Genomic DNA, 19,028 nt, shown 5'->3' with positions numbered 1-19,028 from the left:
AGCATGTTTGCTACTTCTGAAATAGAATTAGACCAATCTGCATTAGAAAACAATTATCGATTTATTCGTTCTCTTATTGGTCCAGATGTGCAAATTTCATCTGTGATCAAAGGGAATGCCTATGGTCATGGGATTTTTGAGTTTGTGCCGATGGTTCAAGCTGCAGGAGTCAATCACTTTTCTGTTTTCAGTGCCGACGAAGCCTTAGAAGTCAATAATATCAGCCCCTCTTCAACCGTTGTAATCATGGGTTACATTGGTAACGAAGAGTTAGAGTGGGCCATTTTAAATGATATAGAGTTTTTTGTTTTCGAGCGAGATAGAATGCGCAAAGCATTGGACGTGTCTAGAAAGTTTGGAAAGAAAGCCAAGATTCATATCGAGTTTGAAACAGGGCTTAACCGCACGGGATTCGACAAAAATCAACTGGAAGATGTTCTTGATTTGCTTTCAGGTAATGAAGAATATTTTGAGTTGAAAGGCTGCTGTACACATTATGCAGGAGCAGAAAGCATCGCCAATTTCGTTCGTGTTAAGTCTCAAATCAAACGCTACAACAAGTTGTATAAGTGGATGGAGACGAAAGGATTTTCAGCAGAAACACGACATACAGCATGTTCCGCTGCGGCGATCAGTTATCCAAAGAGTAGAATGGATATGGTACGTATCGGTATTTTGCAGTACGGATTCTGGCCAAGCAAAGAGAGTTTTATTGATTGTATAAAGCTTTCTCCAGATCGTGAAGATCCGCTTAAGCGTGTGATCAAATGGAAAAGCTCTGTCATGGATGTGAAAGAGGTGTCCACTGGCGAGTTTATAGGCTATGGTACTACTTTTATGGCGACCGATAATATGAAGATAGCAACTGTCCCTGTGGGGTACAGTCATGGTTACAGCCGTAGCTTGAGTAACCAGGGAAGGGTACTGATTCGTGGCCAGCGATTAGCCGTTATTGGTATTGTTAATATGAATCTACTGATTGTAGATATATCTGAGTGTCCTTCTATTGAAAAAGGAGATGAGGTTATCTTGATAGGAGATCAGGGTGATAATTCTATTTCTGTTGCATCATTCAGCGAGCTAAGTAATCAACTAAACTATGAGCTGCTCTCTCGACTGCCGCGAAATATTCCGCGAACAGTTATAAACCAAAAGCAGTTATCTAACCAAAACAATGACTAATGGCCTATCTTAAACTTAGAAGAAGATCCTTACAACACAACTATAATTTCTTATCTGAGAGATTGGAAAAGGAAGGTATAGAGTGGGGAGTAGTGTCCAAACTTCTATGTGGCACAGAAAAATACATTCAAGAATTGCTTAATCTCGGAGTGACAGAAATTCATGATTCGAGAATAAGTAATCTTAAAAAAGTAAAAGCACTCAATCCAGAGGTGCAGACAGTCTATATCAAGCCACCAGCAGGAAAAGCAATTAAGAATGTGGTGAAATACGCTGATGTAAGCTTCAATTCAGAATTATCAACGATTAAACTGCTGTCAGAAGAAGCTGGGAAACAGAACAAGCTTCATAAAATCATCATCATGATTGAGATGGGTGACCTAAGAGAAGGAGTTCTGGGTGAGCATCTATTAGAGTTCTATGGTAAGATATTTGAATTGCCGAATATCACTGTGGTTGGATTAGGTACCAACTTAAATTGTCTGTACGGTGTGATGCCGTCTCAGGATAAGCTAATTCAACTTAGTCTTTACAAGCAATTGGTTGAAGCGAAGTTTAATCGCAAAATCGAATGGGTGAGTGGTGGCACTTCAGTAACGTTCCCATTACTTCTCAATCGTCAATTACCAAAAGGGATTAATCATTTCAGAATAGGAGAGATGCTGTATTTCGGCAATAACTTGTTTACTGAAAAATCGGTTCCTGGCATGAAAACGGATGTATTCACGCTACACGCGCAGATCATTGAGTTGATAGAAAAACCAAAAGTTCCCACTGGTGAACTAGCTGCAAACCCTTCCGGTGAACAGTTCGAAATCAATGAGGAAGATTATGGGAAAACCAGTTATCGTGCCATCCTTGATTTAGGTTTATTAGATATCTCCACAGACTTCTTAGAACCTATCGATAAAGGGGTAGAAGTTACGGGTGCAAGCTCCGATATGATTGTTGTAGATCTGGGTTCTACCAAGCGAAATTACAAGGTGGGTGACTGGATCAAGTTCAAACTCAAGTACATGGGTGCGTTGGGCCTTCTAAACTCCAACTACATTGACAAAATCGTGGAATAGAGCGTTTAATCAGATTTTTACCTAAAGTCTTATTTATAATTATTCTAAATAAAGCTTTTGAACTATGATAAATGTCATCTAATCAACTGATAATCAATGTTATTTATCCACAGGGGTTATCCACATACGATAAAGTCAGTTTCAGGTTACAAAACTGCCTTTGAAATACTAAATGGGGGTGTTACATTTGTACGCGTTTGATCTAGAACGGTATAAAAATACATGTTGACAAAGAAACAATCCATGTCCAAAACACCCAGATTTGTCCTAACCTCACTGTTTTTCGCCCTTACTTTATTGTTATCAACATCACTTTCTGCGCAAGATGCAGCAAGTGAAGAAGGTGCAGCTGATGGCATCCCTACGGATGCAGGTTTAGTATCAGCAGGTGAGAGTTTGTTTAAGGCAAACTGTACACAGTGTCACGCCATCCAAGAGAAGGTAATTGGACCAGCACTGAAAAACGTGCACGAGAGAAGAGAGAAAGAGTGGTTGATCAACTGGATCAGAAACTCTCAAAAATTAATTCAAAGCGGTGACGAAACTGCAGTAGCTCTTTGGGAAGAGTATAATAAGACCGCTATGCCGGCTTATCCTTTTTCTGAGGATGAGATCACTTCGATCTTAGCCTATGTTAAAGTTGAGTCAACAAAAGAACCTGTTGCAGCAACAACTGCAGCAACTGGAGATGCTCAGGTAGCTTCTACTGGTAACGAAAACGCAGTTTCTTCAGGGTATTTAACTGCAATTTTGGTGGTTCTGGTTGTAGTGCTTGTATTGATCCTTATCGTTTTAGGATTGATCGTATCAGTACTAACCAAATACTTGAAAGATCAAAAGGGTGAACTTTCTGAAGAAGATCAGGAGGTAGTTGGTCAGAAATTTGATCTTCAGAAGTTGTTAATGAGTGACTTCTTCATTGGAGCTGTGGCGTTCATCTTCGTTGCGTTGCTATTGAAGACGGCTATAGATGGAGCATTCTCTATCGGTGTTCAGCAAGGATACCAGCCAACTCAGCCAATCGCATTCTCGCACCAAATTCACGCAGGTCAATACGAAATCGACTGTAACTACTGCCACACTGGCGTTAGAAAGTCAAAAGCTGCAAACATACCTTCAGCGAATATTTGTATGAACTGTCATACTGCAATCAAAACAGAGTCACCTGAGATTGCTAAAATCTACAAAGCAATAGATTACGATCCATCTACAGGAGAGTACGGAGACAATACACAACCAATCGAGTGGGTAAGAGTTCACAACCTTCCTGATTTGGCTTACTTCAATCACTCACAGCACGTGAAGGTTGGTGGTTTAGAATGTCAGACTTGTCACGGTCCTATCGAAGAGATGGATGTCGTATACCAATATTCTACTTTGACAATGGGATGGTGTATCAATTGTCACAGAGAAACCAATGTTAACACAAAAGATAACGAATACTACTCCAAGTTAGTGGAGTTACATAGCGAGCATAGCAAAGAACCTATGAAGGTAGAAGATATCGGAGGTTTGGAATGTTCAAAATGTCACTATTAATCTAGCTTGAAAAAGGATATAGTCCAGCAATATGAAAGAAACTAAAAAATACTGGAAAGGATTAGAGCAGCTGAAAAACAGCGCGGAGTTTCAAGAGAAGGCAAATAAGGAATTTCCTGAGTACTTACCAATCGCTGATGGTGAAGAGCCATCTAGAAGGGACTTCTTGAAATTAATGGGATTTGGTATCGCGGCTGTTTCTTTAGCAGCATGTGAGACTCCAGTTAAAAAGGCCATTCCTTACGTGAAAAAGCCGGTAGCTGTTGATCCAACACTTCCAAACTATTACGCTTCTACATATGTGAGTGGTAGTGATTACTGCAGTGTTGTTGTTAAAACCAGAGAGGGTAGACCTATCAAGTTGGAAGGAAACAAACTTTCTTCTTTCAGTGGTGGTGGTACTTCTTCTCAAGTGGAGGCATCTGTATTATCTCTATATGATCAGGAGAGATTACAGAATCCAACTATAGACGGTAAGAAAGCAACCTGGGAAGAGCTTGATGCAGCTGTAACTAAAGAGTTGACAGCTGTGAATGGTAGATTAACTATCGTTACTAACTCTATCTCATCTCCTGCTACACAATCATCAATTGACGCCTTGGTATCTAAGTATGGTGCTAAGCATGTTTCATATGATCAGGTTTCTTTCAGTGGCCTGCTTTCAGCATATGAAACAGCATTCGGTTCAAGAATGCTTCCATTGCATGATTTCTCAAAAGCTAAAACAATCGTATCATTTGGTGCTGACTTCTTAGGAGCTTATCCAAATCATACAGGTAACAATAAGCAATTTGCTTCTACAAGAAAGCTTGATAGCAAGAAGAAGGACATGTCCAGACTTTATGCTTTCGAGTCAAACTTGTCCCTAACAGGTGCAAATGCAGACTATAGAACTCCGATCAAAGCTTCTCAAGAAGGTTTGTATGTAGCTAACCTATACAATGCCATCGCTAAGAAATTAGGTGGCGCTTCTGTAAATGTGGCGAAAGTAGGAGATGATGCAGTATTGATGAAGGCAGCTAATGACCTTGTCAAATCTAGAAATAACAGTATCGTAGTAAGTGGTTCTAATGACGTAAATGTTCAGTTGATGGTCATCGCTATCAATAACTTATTAGGAGCATACGGTACAACTATTGATACAAATAGAGCTGTTAATTTAAGAAAAGGTAACGATGCTTCATTCGAGCAATTCGTTAAAGGACTTAATAGTGGATCTGTTGCTGGTGTAATATTCTACAACTGTAACCCTGTCTACGATCACCCACTTGGAGGTCAGATCGCTGCAGGACTTGGTAAAGCGAAATTTGCTTTGTCTACAGCAGGTAAAACTGATGAGACTAGCTCTTTGGTGAAATACCAGGCACCTGACAACCATTATTTGGAATCGTGGAATGATTTCGAGCCGGTTACGGGAAGTTATAGTTTATCACAGCCAGCTATCAAAAATATCTTTGACACTAGACAAGCACAGGCATCATTCCTTGCATGGTCCGGTGACAACACACCAATCTACGATTACATAAGAGCAAGTTGGGAGACCAACGTATTCTCAAAGGCAAACGAGTTAAGTTTCGATGCTTTCTGGGATAAGTGCTTGCATGATGGTGTTTACGAAGTAGAGGTTCCAACTACGGAAGTTGCTGCCAACGTAGATGTGTCTGTAGCTGGTGCTTCCATTGCGAAAACTTATAAAGCTGATAATACTGGATTAGAGCTAGTATTATATGAAAACAATAGTGTTGGTAATGGTGCTCAGGCTAACAACCCTTGGTTGCAAGAAATGCCAGATCCAATCACAAAGGCTACTTGGGATAATTACTTAACAGTTTCTCCAAAACAAGCAGAGGAGTGGGGTATCAAAATTGGTGATATGTCTACTCAGAAGGTGAACTTCACTGCAAATGGTATAACTGAAGAGATTCCTGTGTTACCACAACCTGGTCAGGCTTATGGTACGGTAGGTTTAGCTATCGGATACGGAAGAACTAAAGGTGGAAAGGTTGCAGATGGTATTGGTATCAATGCGTATCAGTTTGCTACTGTAGCTAATGGTATTGTGAATTTTGCGGTTACATCTGGTGTGAGTGCAGAGCCAACAGGTACTGATTATAAAATTGCTCAGACACAGACTCACCATACTTATATGGGGCGTGAGACTGTAATTCAGGAAACTGTATTGAGCAAATACCAAAAAGATGCTCAGGCAGGAAGAAGCTTCCCTCAGATTGCTACTTCTGAAGGTATGAAAAAGCCTTATGCTGTATCTCTATGGAAAGGGCACGAATATCCAAACCACCACTGGGGTATGATGATCGACCTGAACTCTTGTACAGGTTGTGGATCATGTACGATTTCATGTCAAACTGAAAACAACATTCCAGTAGTAGGTAAAGAAGAGGTTCTCAATAGAAGAGAAATGCACTGGATCAGAATTGATAGATACTATAGTTCTGATGCAGAGGAAGGTGATTTGGCTGGAATGGAGAAAGCTGCGGCTAATCCAGAGGTTACATTCCAACCAATGATGTGTCAGCAGTGTAACAACGCTCCATGTGAGACAGTTTGTCCTGTTGCTGCAACTACACATAGTAGTGAAGGTCTTAACCAAATGACTTATAACAGATGTATCGGTACAAGATATTGTGCGAACAACTGTCCTTATAAAGTACGTCGATTCAACTGGTTCAAATATCACGATAACAAGCAGTTTGCTACTAACACAGCGATGAACAACGACTTGGGTAAAATGGTATTGAACCCAGACGTTACAGTGAGAGCTAGAGGTGTTATGGAGAAATGTACATTCTGTGTACAAAGAATCCAGTCTGGTAAGCTTGAAGCTAAGAGAGATGGTCGCAGACCAAAAGATGGAGAGGTAACTGCTGCATGTGCAAGTTCTTGTCCTTCTGAAGCACTAGTGTTTGGTGATATGAAAGATCCAAATAGCAGAATTTCTCAAATGCTTCAAATTAAGCAAAACGAGAAGAGTGTAGAGGCTAGAGAGCCTAGAGCTTATCACGTACTAGAAGAACTTAGAGTAATGCCAAACATTTGGTATTTGACTAAGGTCAGAAATAAAGATGTTGAGTCTAAAACTGAAAAAGCAGAAGCATAATACCTATGATAGCAGAATCAGCCATTAGAGAACCTCTAGTAACCGGCGGTAAAACCGTACATGATGTTACAGAGGACATTTCCGGCAGAGTAGAACAGAAGCCAACTAAAACGTGGATGCTTGCTATGGCAGTATCACTTGCAACATTAGCTGTAGGTGGTTACGCTGTAATGAGATTGGTTTGGGATGGTATCGGAATGTGGGGTCTAAACAAAACAGTTGGATGGGCCTGGGATATCACCAACTTTGTTTGGTGGGTTGGTATCGGTCACGCTGGTACCCTAATCTCCGCAATCCTTTTGTTATTCCGTCAAAGATGGAGAATGTCGATCAACAGAGCAGCAGAGGCGATGACAATTTTCGCTGTAATCTGTGCGGCAATGTTCCCGGTATTGCACATGGGTAGACCTTGGTTAGGTTTCTATTGGGCACTTCCGCTTCCAAATACGTTCGGTTCTTTGTGGGTGAACTTTAACTCACCACTATTATGGGACGTATTCGCGATTTCAACTTATTTCTCTGTTTCATTGGTATTCTGGTATATCGGTTTGATTCCGGATTTCGCTACCATTAGAGATAGAGCAACCAATAAAATTTCAGCTGCTGTTTACGGAGCGTTGAGTTTTGGATGGGATGGAGCTGCAAAAACATGGTCAAGATATGAGACGGTTGCGTTGATTCTTGCTGGTTTGGCAACACCACTTGTACTTTCAGTACACACCATCGTATCTTTTGACTTTGCAACATCAGTAATACCTGGTTGGCACACCACAATCTTCCCTCCATACTTCGTTGCTGGAGCGATCTTCTCTGGATTTGCCATGGTATTGACTCTTTTGATCATTACAAGAAGAGTTTACAAATTGGAAGATTACATCACACTTCAGCATATTGAGTTGATGAACATTGTAATCATCATCACAGGTTCTATTGTAGGTATTGCTTATATAACTGAGTTCTTCATAGCATGGTACTCTGGAGTAGAAGCAGAACAGTACGCTTTCATCAACAGAGCAACTGGTCCTTATGCTTGGGCTTACTGGTCAATGATGACATGTAATGTGATCTCTCCACAGCTTTTCTGGCGTAAGAAGATTAGAACCAACATTGCTGCAACTTTCGTGATCTCAATCATTGTAAATATTGGTATGTGGTTTGAGCGTTTCGTAATTATCGTTACCTCTCTTCACAGAGACTTCCTTCCATCTAGCTGGGCGATGTTCTATCCAAAATGGGCGGACGTTGGAGTCTATATTTTCACATTCGGCTTGTTCTTCACTTTGTTCTTTGCTTTCGCGAAGTTCTTCCCTGTGATCAACATGGCTGAAGTTAAAAGTATTGTAAAAGCAACAGGAGAAAAGAAACAAGCATAATGGCGCATACAAGTAACTATATCCTTGGTGTATACGACGATGAAGATGTGCTTTTAAAAGCCATCAAGAATGTTCGTGAAGGTGGTGTGAAAATCCACGAAGTATATTCACCATTTCCTGTACACGGCATTGACGATGTACTTGGTTATAAAAGATCAAGATTAACAATCGTAGCTTTCCTTTTCGGCTTGCTAGGAACATCTCTTGCATTGACCATGCAGTTTGGTATGATGACAATTGATTGGCCAATGATCATTGGTGGTAAGGACTATGCTCCGGTTCCATCTTTCATTCCAGTAACATTCGAGTTAACAGTACTGTTAGCTTCATTCGGAATGGTTGGTACATTCATGATCATCAGCAATTTGAAGCCATGGGGCAAAGCAAAATTGTTCGATAAGAGAATCACAGATGATAAGCATATTATGGCTATTGATCTTGGAAATAATCAATTAGAAGAGTCTGCTATTGACAAATTATTGAAAGATAGCGGTGCTTCAGAGGTGAACAAGAAAACACTTTAATGACAATGCTAAAAAGTATTAATAGACTATTTGTTTTAGGTGTAGTAGCGTCAGGTTTAGCAGCTTGTACTGCTGGTCCAGACGACACTGGTGTAGAATATGCACCTCAGATGTACCACTCAACTCCTTATGAGCCTTTAACTCAGATTCAGAGCACTGAGGCTGGTAGTTGGTTAGACTCAAATCCTGAAGATGGGCATGGTGAGTTTTATAACTCTAATCCATACAACAAGTTTGGTATGACTATGATTGAGCCTGTAGAAGGTACAATCAAAAGAGGTACTTACCTGGCTGACAATGGAATTGACCCAACTGACTATGCTACTGCTGAGGAAAGATTGGTTAATCCATATGAAGGAAAGAAAGAAGTGTTAAAAGAAGGTAAGGAACTTTACTTGAGATTCTGTGAGCATTGTCACGGTGAAAAAGGTCTTGGTGACGGTCTTGTAGGAGCTGTATACAAAGGTGTAACAGCTTATACTTCTGCAACAGTGAAAGATAAGAAAGCAGGTCACATCTTCTGGGTAATTACCAATGGTAAAGGAAGAATGGGATCTCACGAATCTCAAATAAGTGTTGACGATCGTTGGAAGATCGTAACATATGTTCAAACGCTTCAAAAACAATAACAACGAAATTATCCATTAGAGATATGGCTGAAGAAACTTTTGAATTTACAGCGAAGACCAAAAAGAACCTCTTCATTTTTATAGCAGTAGGTTTTGTACTTACTGCCATAGGCATCTTCATGTCTATGGGAGGTGGAGGACACCATGAAGTAGCTGAGGCTGCTGGTCATGGTGCACACGATGCTGCTGAAGCAGCAGGTGGAGGTCATGGAGAATTCCATTGGTACCAAAGATTATTTGCAAACTTGTGGATCAACAACGTATTCTTTGCTGGTGTAGCATTGGTTGGTGTGTTGTTTTTCGCAATTCAGTATGCTGCTCAGGTAGGTTGGTCTGCTGGTATTAAAAGAATTCCACTTTCATTTGGAGCCTGGATTCCATTTGCTGGTGTTTTAATGTTAGTTACCTACTTCATCGCTGGACATGATATTTTTCACTGGACTCATAGTGATTTATATCTTCCTGTAGAAGAAGGTGGTGATAAGATTATTTCAGGTAAAGGGGCTTACTTTTTCTGGCCTTTAGAAAACGGAACATTTCCAATTTTCTTCTTAGGTAGAATGGTGATCTTCTTTGGTGTATGGTATATGCTTTTCAATAAGTTGAAATCAGTAGCATACGAAGAGGATACAGTAGGAGGAACTGAAAAGTGGTACAAGCTGAGAAAGCTTTCTGCTATTTTCATCATATTCTTTGCAGTGTCATCGTCTATGTCTGCATGGGATTGGGTAATGTCAATCGATACACACTGGTTCAGTACTATGTTCGGTTGGTACAACTTCGCTAGCTGGTGGGTTAGTGGTCTTGCTTTAACTGCATTAATCGTGGTTTTATTGAAGGATAAAGGATATTTAAGTATCGTTAACTCAAACCACATTCACGACTTAGGTAAATTCGTATTTGCGTTCAGTATTTTCTGGACTTATATCTGGTTCTCACAGTTCTTATTGATTTACTACGCTAACATTCCTGAAGAAACTATCTACTTCGTAGAGAGATGGAAAAATGGTCATTATGCACCGTTATTCTACTTGAATCTTGGAGTTAATTTCTTCTTCCCATTCTTAGTGTTGATGACCAGAGATGCAAAAAGACATGCAAGGTTCATTAAAGTTGTTGCTCCAGTTGTGATCGTTGGTCACTGGTTGGACTTCTACTTGATGATTACCCCAGGAACATTAAAGGAAAACGGAGGGTTTGGGTTCCTAGAACTTGGATTGATGTTCGTTTACGCTGGTGCATTTGTGTTCGTAATTTTGAACCAATTGTCTAAAGCTCCTTTGTATGCGAAGAATCACCCAATGTTGGAGGAAAGTTTACATCACCACATTTAATCTTAGGAGGAGAAAAGTTAATTAACGAGATATGTTGAATTTAATCATAATATTAGCTGTAATCTTAGTTCTGGCCATTCTGATTGCTGTTTTCAGAGTAACCACATTGGTTGGAATTGTAAAAGGAGACTCAGGTAAATATGTTCCTTCAAGTAATAAAGTTCAGGCGGCATTACTAGTACTGTTTTTGATAGCAGGATTAGTTGGTTTCTTTTACTACTCACTTGGTGGTTTAGATGACGATTTTACCCAACCTATAGCATCGAAGCACGGTGTCGATACAGATAACCTTTTCTGGATCACTATGGCCATCACATGCTTTGTATTTGTAGTAACTCAAATATTCCTGTTTGGATTTGCTTATAAGTATCAATACAAAGAAGGAAATCAGGCTACTTTTTATTCTCATAACAATACACTTGAAGTTATTTGGACAGCTATCCCTGCTGTAGTATTAGCTGTTTTGATTATTTCTGGATGGAGAACCTGGTCTGATATTACTGGCCCTGCTCCTGAAGGTGCAGAAGTTATCGAGGTAATGGGATACCAATACTCGTGGGCAATAAGATACGGCGGAGCTGATAAGCAACTTGGTGATTATGATTACAGAAAAATTGATGTAGTCAATCAAGTAGGAATAGATTTCTCTGATAAGGCTTCTTTTGATGATTTCATCCCTACGAAGTTGTACATTCCAAAAGGAAGACCAGTACTTCTTCAGATTAGAGCAAGAGACGTGATACACTCTGTTTATCAGCCTCATTTTAGACTTCAAATGAATGCTGTTCCAGGTATGCCAACCAGATTCTGGTTTGAGGCTACCAAAACCACTGCTGAAATGAGAAGTGAAACTGGAAATCCTGATTTTGAATACGAACTAGTTTGTAACAAAATCTGTGGTAAAGGACACTTCGCTATGAAGTACTTGATTGAAGTAGTGGAAGCTGACGAGTATGACAAATGGTATGCTAGTCAGGATGCATGGTTGAAGCAAAACTCTGATTATTTGTCACAGGTTCCTCAGGAACTTCAAGAAATGGCAAGAATTGCTTCTGGAATTGAAAACAATACAGAGTTACAAACAGTAGATAACGCAGTAGTTAGCAATAATTAATAAACGACAATAGTATGTCAGTAGCAGACATTAAAGTAGACGAACATTTAGCACATGATGATCATGGACATGAGCATCATGAGCAAAGTTTTATTCAGAAATATATCTTTACTGAGGATCACAAGACTATTGGGAAGCAGTTCCTTTTGCTAGGGATTTTCTGGGCAATTATTGGTGGTGGTCTTTCTATCATTTTCAGATTGCAGTTAGGTTTCCCAGACATGAGCTTGGAGTGGTTACGCCCTATCTTAGGTGGATGGATCACTGACGCTGGTAAATTGGATTCTGAATTCTACTTGGCTTTAGTAACAATGCACGGAACCATCATGGTATTCTTTGTATTGACTGCAGGTCTTAGTGGTACATTCAGTAACTTCTTAATTCCATTGCAAATCGGTGCTCGTGATATGGCTTCAGGATTTATGAACATGTTGTCGTTCTGGTTCTTTTTCCTTGCAAGTGCTATCATGTTCGTGTCATTATTCCTTGAAACAGGTCCTGCAGGTGGTGGATGGACAATTTATCCTCCGTTGAGTGCATTACCTCAAGCGATTCAAGGTTCAGGAACAGGTATGACATTGTGGTTAGTGTCAATGGTATTCTTCATCGCTTCTCAGCTACTTGGAGGTATCAACTACATCACTACTGTAATTAACTTAAGAACAGAAGGGATGTCGTTCTCAAGATTGCCACTTACTATTTGGGCATTCTTTATTACTGCTGTTCTAGGTCTATTGTCATTCCCAGTATTGTTCGCTGCGGCTTTATTACTAGTATTTGATAGATCATTCGGTACAAGTTTCTACTTGTCTGAAATATATATAAATGGTGAAGCGCTACCTAACGTAGGTGGTAGCCCGATTTTATTCCAGCACTTGTTCTGGTTCTTAGGTCACCCAGAAGTATACATCGTTATTCTTCCGGCATTAGGAATTACATCTGAGATCATCTCTACGAATTCAAGAAAGCCAATCTTCGGCTATAGAGCGATGATCGGATCTATTCTGGCAATTGCATTCTTATCGTTCATCGTGTGGGCTCACCACATGTTCGTGACAGGTATGAACCCATTCCTGGGATCGATCTTCATGTTCTTGACGTTGATTATTGCAGTTCCATCTGCAGTAAAAGCATTTAACTACATTACCACATTGTGGAAAGGAAACATTGTTTTCACACCTGCAATGTTGTTCTCAATAGGTTTGGTATCATTCTTTATTTCAGGTGGACTTACAGGTTTGTTCCTAGGTAACTCTGCTGTTGATATCACTCTTCACGATACATACTTTGTAGTAGCTCACTTCCACCTTGTAATGGGTAGTGCAGCATTCTTCGGACTTTTAGCTGGTGTTTACCACTGGTTCCCTAAGATGTTCGGTAGAATGATGGATGAGAAACTTGGTTACATTCACTTCTGGTTTACTTTTATTGGTGTTTATCTGGTATTCTTCCCGCTACATTATATTGGAATCGCAGGATTCCCAAGAAGATATTATTCATTCACAAGTTTCGATGCTTTCAGTTCATTCACTGACTTGAATGCTTTCGTAAGTGTGGCTGCAATCTTGACATTCAGTGCTCAGTTCATCTTCTTGTTCAATTTCTTCTACAGCATGTTTAAAGGTAGAAAAGCTCCTTTGAACCCTTGGAAATCGAATACATTGGAGTGGACGACACCAAGAATTGTAGGACACGGAAACTGGCCAGGTGCTATTCCTGCTGTTTACCGTTGGCCATATGACTATAGCAAGCCGGGTGCAGCTGAGGACTTCATTCCTCAACACATTCCATATAGTCATACTCCAGAGTCAAACTTATCTCATGAAGCTGATTTAGCTAAGGGTGAAAATGTCGCTCCAGCACCAGCAGATGAAAACAAATAATTTAGCTTATCGAGTTAATCTTATAACGATCATTGCCGTCTACTTCCTGATATTAGTGGGCGGCATTGTTCGTAGTATGGGGGCGGGGATGGGATGTCCTGACTGGCCAAAGTGCTTTGGTTCGTATGTTCCACCTACAGATGAAGCTGCATTGCCAGAAGGTTATGAGCAAATCTATGTGGATTCTAGAATTAAAAAGAATACTCGTCTTTCCAATACCCTGGCTGCTCTTGGCTTTGATCAACTCTCAGAGAAGGTGTCTAATGATCCTAATATTAGAGAGGTTACCAGATTTGATGTTCAAAAAGCTTGGGTAGAATATGTAAATCGCCTGGTAGGGGTGATTATTGGTATCCTAATAGTATTGAATTTAGCCTTTTCCTGGAAGTATTGGAAAGTGAATAAGAAAGTGGTGCTTTTAAGTGTCTTTTCGTTCATTTTAGTCTTGTTTCAGGGGTGGATAGGTTCGTTAGTGGTGTCTACTAATTTGTTGCCCGGATTTATTTCATTTCATATGATGCTGGCGCTTTTGTTAGTTTGCTTGTTAGTTACGCAAGGATTTTTAATGAAGGAGCAGAGTGGTCAACAAATCTGGGGAAGAGCATTACTATTGCTAATCTTCGCTTTGTTCGCGATACAGATTGTACTAGGGGTACAAGTAAGAGAAGAAATTGATTGGATTAAGTCAATGACTGACTTGGTTCGTTCAGAATGGCTGGAAGAAGTAGGGTTGATATTTTATGTGCACAGATCCTATTCGTTAGTCTTGACTGGTTTGATTGGGTGGTTTGCCTATTCCAATTGGAAAAATGGAACCTTATCTTTCTCAATCAAATTATTAGTGGGAGTAGTGATTGCTGAAATAGTGTTAGGAATCGTTCTTACTTATGCAGGCATGCCAGCCTTCGCTCAGCCGATCCATTTGCTACTTGCAAGTGTGGCCTTTGGAGCAATATTTTATTTATTTTTGTGCACGAATTTGAGAGTAAAAAATAGCTAATGCAGATAGTTGGAGCGACGGATATCAGCTTATTGAGTAAAGTGAAAAGCTACTATGAACTGTTAAAGTTCAGGCTTTCCTTTCTTGTGGCTTTTTCTTGTGGGTTTGGATATTTGTTGGGTAATCAGGGTGCAATAGACTGGATTCATTTTTGTTGGTTAGTATTTGGAGGTTTTTTAATTTCTGGTACATCTATCATCATTAATCAGATTACAGAAAAGGAGTATGACAAATTAATGGGTCGTACGAAGAATAGACCTTTGCCAACTGGTCGTTTATCTGTAAGCGAAGCAAAACAATACGCTGTAATAATTGGCTTGCTTGGTTTTGGTATCTTGTTTTGGCAGACAAATACGTTGACAGTACTGTTGTCTATTGTCTCAATGATACTTTATTCCTTTGTTTACACTCCATTGAAAAGGGTGGGACCTATTGCTGTATTTGTAGGTGCAATACCAGGAGCTTTACCTCCATTGTTGGGTTGGGTAGCAGCAACTGGATCTATTTCGCATGAAGCGCTAATCATATTTGGAATTCAATTCATCTGGCAATTCCCTCATTTCTGGGCCATTGCTTGGGTAGCTGATGAAGATTATAAAAAAGCTGGATTTAAATTGCTTCCATCTGGAGGTAAACAAGATTTGAATACAGCGATTAATATAATGATCTACACTTTGTTCTTACTTCCACTTGGTTTGTTACCTACCTATTTTGGTTTGGTAGGGATAACTAGTGGTGTAATCGTAACAATCTGCGGAGTACTTTTCCTTGCTCAGACTTTTTCATTGATGAAGGACAATTCAAGGAAGTCGGCTCTAAAGATCATGTTTGGATCATTCATTTATTTACCGATTGTGCAGATCGCTTATTTATTGGATAAGTTATAAGATATGGATAAGGCAGCAGATATACCTTTAATTGGAAAGGCTCGTGTGAAGTCGGTTCATCCCAAGAAGTTCGGGATGTGGTTGTTTATTGTAAGTGTTTTGATGCTTTTTGCCGCTTTGACTAGTGCTTATATGGTGAAAAAAGCTGAAGGAGACTGGTTGATTTTTGAATTTCCAAAGTTGTTCATGATTACTTCTGTGATCATTGTGATCAGTAGTATCACCATGCAATTAGCCTATTGGAATGCTAAAAAGAACAATTTATTAGGTTTGAGAATAAACCTGGCGCTTACATCGGTTTTGGCTATTGCTTTTGTAATAGGGCAGTGGTACTCCTGGGAAGAATTAGTTGCTCAGGATGTGTATTGGGTAGGAAACGTGGCAGGATCCTTTATTTATTTGTTTACAGGGTTGCACGGCCTTCATTTGATCGGAGGAATAATATTCCTTTCGGTAGTACTTGTTAATGCTTTTAAATATAAAGTTCATTCGAAAAGTATGACACAAATTGAAATGTGTACAACATACTGGCACTTTCTGGGTGGACTTTGGTTGTATTTATACTTATTTTTGATTCTGAATAATTAGACTAACTTAACTATGGCAAACACTGCAGTGGTAGTAAACGAGGGTAACCCTTGGCGTGGTGGAGTAGAGCCTATGAAAGCGAGCTACGGCAAGCTTATGATGTGGTTCTTCCTACTTTCTGATGCATTTACATTTTCAGCTTTATTGATCACTTACGGAATGATCAGATATAGTCACCCGGCATTCGAAGGTGCGATTTCTGATTTTGCGTTCTCACAAGAATATTGGCCAATCCCAGAGATGGTATTTGATGCAGTTCCTTTTGTACATGGAATTCACGCACCATTGGTCTTCGTAGGTATTATGACGTTCATACTCATTTTGAGTAGTGTAACAATGGTACTTGCTGTAGAGGCTGGTCATAGAATGGACAAACAAGCTGTAGAAAAATGGATGCTTTGGACCATCGTTGGTGGTTTAATGTTCTTAGGTTGTCAGGCTTGGGAATGGTCTCACTTTATTGCAGGAACTGATCTAGCTAAAAATGTAGGGAGTAACTTGCTACAAGGAGCTAGTTTGACTTCTAATCAGTACGGTCCTTCAAACTTTGCAGCACTATTCTTTTTCATTACAGGATTCCACGGATTCCACGTATTCAGTGGTGTGGTAATCAACTTTGCTATCTTCTATCAGGTGACTGTTGGAAAGATGGAAAGAGTAGGCCATTACGAGATGGTAGAGAAAGTTGGTCTTTACTGGCACTTTGTTGACCTTGTATGGGTATTCGTATTTACCTTCTTCTACCTTATCTAACTTTAACCCGATCTTAAAAAATGGAACATCAAACAAGTAACGTTCAAGTAATCCCAGCTGACAAAGCGAAGATCATGAAGATCTGGAAAGTGGCTGGAATATTAGCAGCGATCACAATCGTAGAATTTATTATCGCTTTTACAGTGCCTGCAGGTGGAGCAAAGAGCTTTGTCTTCATCGCTTTGACAATTTGGAAAGCATTCTACATTGTTTCTGAGTTCATGCACTTAGGACATGAGAAGAAGTCATTGATCATGTCTATTTTATTGCCTTTATTATTCGTGATTTTCTTGATCTTCATCTTGATGGTTCAAGGAGCATCTATACTTGAGGTATTACATTAATTGAATCAATTATAAGAACATATAAAGATCATGTCATTCTAGAAGTGGCATGATTTTTTTTTAAGCTATGAATCGTAGGAAAATACTAGTTGTTGGCTTCTTCATCGTTGTATTCGGTTTTCCGGTTACGTGGTATTTATTTCTTCAGGCCTTTGGCGAAAATAAATTTGATTTACCTGTAATCGAAAAAGCCTATACAGAATGTGAAGAACCTGCTAATTTTGCGATCTTAAGATTAGATAGTTTGGCAGCCCGATCCAAACCAAATGAAAGACAAAGAGTTATCACAAAACTAATGAATATAGGAGAGGTAAAGTTAATAGAGGGGAACAGTGAGAACTGCAAGTGGTCTTACCCAATGAGTTTTGTAGATCATGATGGAATGATTCGTGGGATTTACAACTTTAATAGAGAAGAAGTCGATCGTTTAATGGCAGAGGTTGATATATACGTTTTAAATTTCAGAAATGGAACAAGTACTAGAGAGCAATAAGACTTATCTAAGAGTCATACAGGTCGTTTCTGTTTTGATTCCGGTAGTGGTGGCGATTCTATTATTCGCTCCTTTTAATTTGGCGTTAGGTGATCAGGCATGGGTAAAAGCCTTGCCAGGAGTTAATGCGATTATTAACACATTGACCACCGTGTTACTGGTGTTTGCTTTGATTGCTATCAAAAGCAATAATATAAAATTACATCGTGCACTGATGATGGGTGCTTTGGCTCTTGGAACATTATTCTTGGTCTCCTATGTGATTTATCATGCGAGTACTACATCTACCGTATTTGGAGATATGGATCACAATGGTGTTTTAAGTGATGCTGAAAGAACTGAACTTGGTTCTATGCGTGCGATCTATCTTGTGACATTATTGTCGCACATTGGCTTGTCTATCGTAGTGGTTCCATTCGTATTGCTGGCTTTCTATTATGCATTGTCTAATCAAATAGCCAAGCATAAGAAAATCGTTAAGTACACGTATCCGGTATGGTTATATGTTTCTGTAACAGGAGTTTTGGTCTATTTGATGATAAGTCCATACTACGTCTGAACTGAAACTTTTTAAATTAGGTTAGAAAGATATGAAGATATTAGCCAGAGTCTTTTTATTTCTAGGAGCGATGAGTCTTCCATTTTTGGACTTTGCTCAATGTGTAATGTGTCGGACGCAAGTGGTAAACAATGTGAGCCATGGTGAGACTTCATTAGCTGCAGGTCTCAATTTTGGTATTATTTACTTGTTTGTAACACCATACATCGCAATTTCTGTGATTGCATTTTTCTGGTTTAAAAAAGCTAAAGTTAATGAGCCAAAAAGGTCCCTTGCTAGCCGCCTTAGAGGGTAAATGCCCTCGCTGTAGAAAAGGAGATATGTTCCAGTATCCGCTCTACAAAATCTCAAAATTTCACAAGGTTCATGACAATTGCCCACACTGTGGAATGCAATACGAAATAGAGCCAGGATTTTTTTATGGAGCCATGTACGTTAGTTATGCGCTATCAGTGGGGATCTTCCTTACGACAGCATTTTTGGTGACCATGTTCATGGAGAATCCATCCATCAAAACTTATATTCTCTCTGTAGTCATTGTGGCATTGGTTTTGTACCCAATTAACTTTCGATATTCGAGGATACTTTTTGCTCATGTTTTTGGAGGGATAAAATACGACCCAAGCAAATAATGTATC

General features: G+C 39.6%; 19 protein-coding genes. All 19 read left to right on the top strand.

Going from position 1 to position 19,028, the window contains the following annotated elements:
- The first annotated feature begins 3 nt into the window (after positions 1–3).
- The 19 genes from alr to NXS00_RS03070 all read left to right on the top strand — a co-directional run bounded on the left by alr (position 4) and on the right by NXS00_RS03070 (position 19,022).
- Positions 4–1,182: an alanine racemase gene (alr, locus tag NXS00_RS03160; RefSeq protein ID WP_258097664.1), complete on the top strand. Its 1,179-nt coding sequence runs from the start codon at positions 4–6 to the stop codon at positions 1,180–1,182.
- Complete coding sequence (locus tag NXS00_RS03155) at positions 1,182–2,252, top strand: alanine racemase (RefSeq protein ID WP_258097663.1); 1,071 nt, start codon at positions 1,182–1,184, stop codon at positions 2,250–2,252. Before alr ends, NXS00_RS03155 begins: the two co-directional genes overlap by 1 nt.
- Before the next feature lie 222 nt (positions 2,253–2,474).
- A complete protein-coding gene (locus NXS00_RS03150; RefSeq protein ID WP_258097662.1) occupies positions 2,475–3,791 on the top strand; it encodes a cytochrome c3 family protein in 1,317 nt (438 codons plus the stop codon).
- A gap of 31 nt (positions 3,792–3,822) precedes the next feature.
- Positions 3,823–6,909 (top strand): TAT-variant-translocated molybdopterin oxidoreductase, encoded by a 3,087-nt coding sequence (locus NXS00_RS03145; protein ID WP_258097661.1) that lies wholly within the window; start codon positions 3,823–3,825, stop codon positions 6,907–6,909.
- Positions 6,910–6,914: 5 nt separating this feature from the next.
- A complete protein-coding gene (nrfD, locus tag NXS00_RS03140) occupies positions 6,915–8,282 on the top strand; it encodes an NrfD/PsrC family molybdoenzyme membrane anchor subunit (protein ID WP_258097660.1) in 1,368 nt (455 codons plus the stop codon).
- Positions 8,282–8,806, top strand: a complete 525-nt coding sequence (locus NXS00_RS03135; RefSeq protein WP_258097659.1) for a DUF3341 domain-containing protein — start codon at positions 8,282–8,284, stop codon at positions 8,804–8,806. Before nrfD ends, NXS00_RS03135 begins: the two co-directional genes overlap by 1 nt.
- A 5-nt stretch (positions 8,807–8,811) precedes the next feature.
- The gene (locus tag NXS00_RS03130; protein WP_308708373.1) at positions 8,812–9,435 is read left to right on the top strand and encodes a c-type cytochrome; all 624 of its coding nucleotides are present in this window, start codon (positions 8,812–8,814) and stop codon (positions 9,433–9,435) included.
- A 23-nt stretch (positions 9,436–9,458) separates the two neighbouring features.
- Complete coding sequence (locus NXS00_RS03125) at positions 9,459–10,769, top strand: quinol:cytochrome C oxidoreductase (protein WP_258097657.1); 1,311 nt, start codon at positions 9,459–9,461, stop codon at positions 10,767–10,769.
- A gap of 31 nt (positions 10,770–10,800) precedes the next feature.
- Positions 10,801–11,883 (top strand): cytochrome c oxidase subunit II, encoded by a 1,083-nt coding sequence (locus NXS00_RS03120; RefSeq protein ID WP_258097656.1) that lies wholly within the window; start codon positions 10,801–10,803, stop codon positions 11,881–11,883.
- A gap of 14 nt (positions 11,884–11,897) precedes the next feature.
- Positions 11,898–13,766 carry a cytochrome c oxidase subunit I gene (locus tag NXS00_RS03115; RefSeq protein WP_258097655.1) on the top strand — a complete coding sequence of 623 codons (1,869 nt, stop codon included), beginning with the start codon at positions 11,898–11,900 and terminating at the stop codon, positions 13,764–13,766.
- Entirely contained in the window at positions 13,753–14,766 is a 1,014-nt protein-coding gene (locus NXS00_RS03110) for a COX15/CtaA family protein (RefSeq protein ID WP_258097654.1), read from the top strand. Before NXS00_RS03115 ends, NXS00_RS03110 begins: the two co-directional genes overlap by 14 nt.
- On the top strand, positions 14,766–15,653 hold the full coding sequence (gene cyoE / locus NXS00_RS03105; RefSeq protein ID WP_258097653.1) for a heme o synthase: 888 nt from the start codon (positions 14,766–14,768) through the stop codon (positions 15,651–15,653). Before NXS00_RS03110 ends, cyoE begins: the two co-directional genes overlap by 1 nt.
- A 3-nt stretch (positions 15,654–15,656) precedes the next feature.
- The gene (locus tag NXS00_RS03100; RefSeq protein WP_258097652.1) at positions 15,657–16,241 is read left to right on the top strand and encodes a cytochrome c oxidase subunit 3; all 585 of its coding nucleotides are present in this window, start codon (positions 15,657–15,659) and stop codon (positions 16,239–16,241) included.
- Positions 16,242–16,253: 12 nt separating this feature from the next.
- Positions 16,254–16,994, top strand: a complete 741-nt coding sequence (locus NXS00_RS03095; RefSeq protein WP_258097651.1) for a cytochrome c oxidase subunit 3 — start codon at positions 16,254–16,256, stop codon at positions 16,992–16,994.
- Positions 16,995–17,014: 20 nt separating this feature from the next.
- Complete coding sequence (locus NXS00_RS03090) at positions 17,015–17,338, top strand: cytochrome C oxidase subunit IV family protein (RefSeq protein ID WP_258097650.1); 324 nt, start codon at positions 17,015–17,017, stop codon at positions 17,336–17,338.
- Positions 17,339–17,405: 67 nt separating this feature from the next.
- Entirely contained in the window at positions 17,406–17,831 is a 426-nt protein-coding gene (locus NXS00_RS03085) for a hypothetical protein (protein WP_258097649.1), read from the top strand.
- Positions 17,806–18,390: a DUF420 domain-containing protein gene (locus NXS00_RS03080; protein WP_258097648.1), complete on the top strand. Its 585-nt coding sequence runs from the start codon at positions 17,806–17,808 to the stop codon at positions 18,388–18,390. The genes NXS00_RS03085 and NXS00_RS03080 overlap by 26 nt, the downstream gene beginning before the upstream one ends.
- Before the next feature lie 31 nt (positions 18,391–18,421).
- Positions 18,422–18,685: a CAMCR motif-containing small membrane protein gene (locus NXS00_RS03075; RefSeq protein ID WP_258097647.1), complete on the top strand. Its 264-nt coding sequence runs from the start codon at positions 18,422–18,424 to the stop codon at positions 18,683–18,685.
- Positions 18,645–19,022 carry a DUF983 domain-containing protein gene (locus NXS00_RS03070; protein ID WP_308708365.1) on the top strand — a complete coding sequence of 126 codons (378 nt, stop codon included), beginning with the start codon at positions 18,645–18,647 and terminating at the stop codon, positions 19,020–19,022. The genes NXS00_RS03075 and NXS00_RS03070 overlap by 41 nt, the downstream gene beginning before the upstream one ends.
- Positions 19,023–19,028 lie beyond the last annotated feature (6 nt).

The organism is Marinoscillum pacificum, assembly GCF_024714495.1.
In the GTDB taxonomy this organism is placed as follows: Bacteria; Bacteroidota; Bacteroidia; order Cytophagales; family Cyclobacteriaceae; genus Marinoscillum; species Marinoscillum pacificum.
This window is presented reverse-complemented; position numbering and strand designations above follow the sequence as displayed.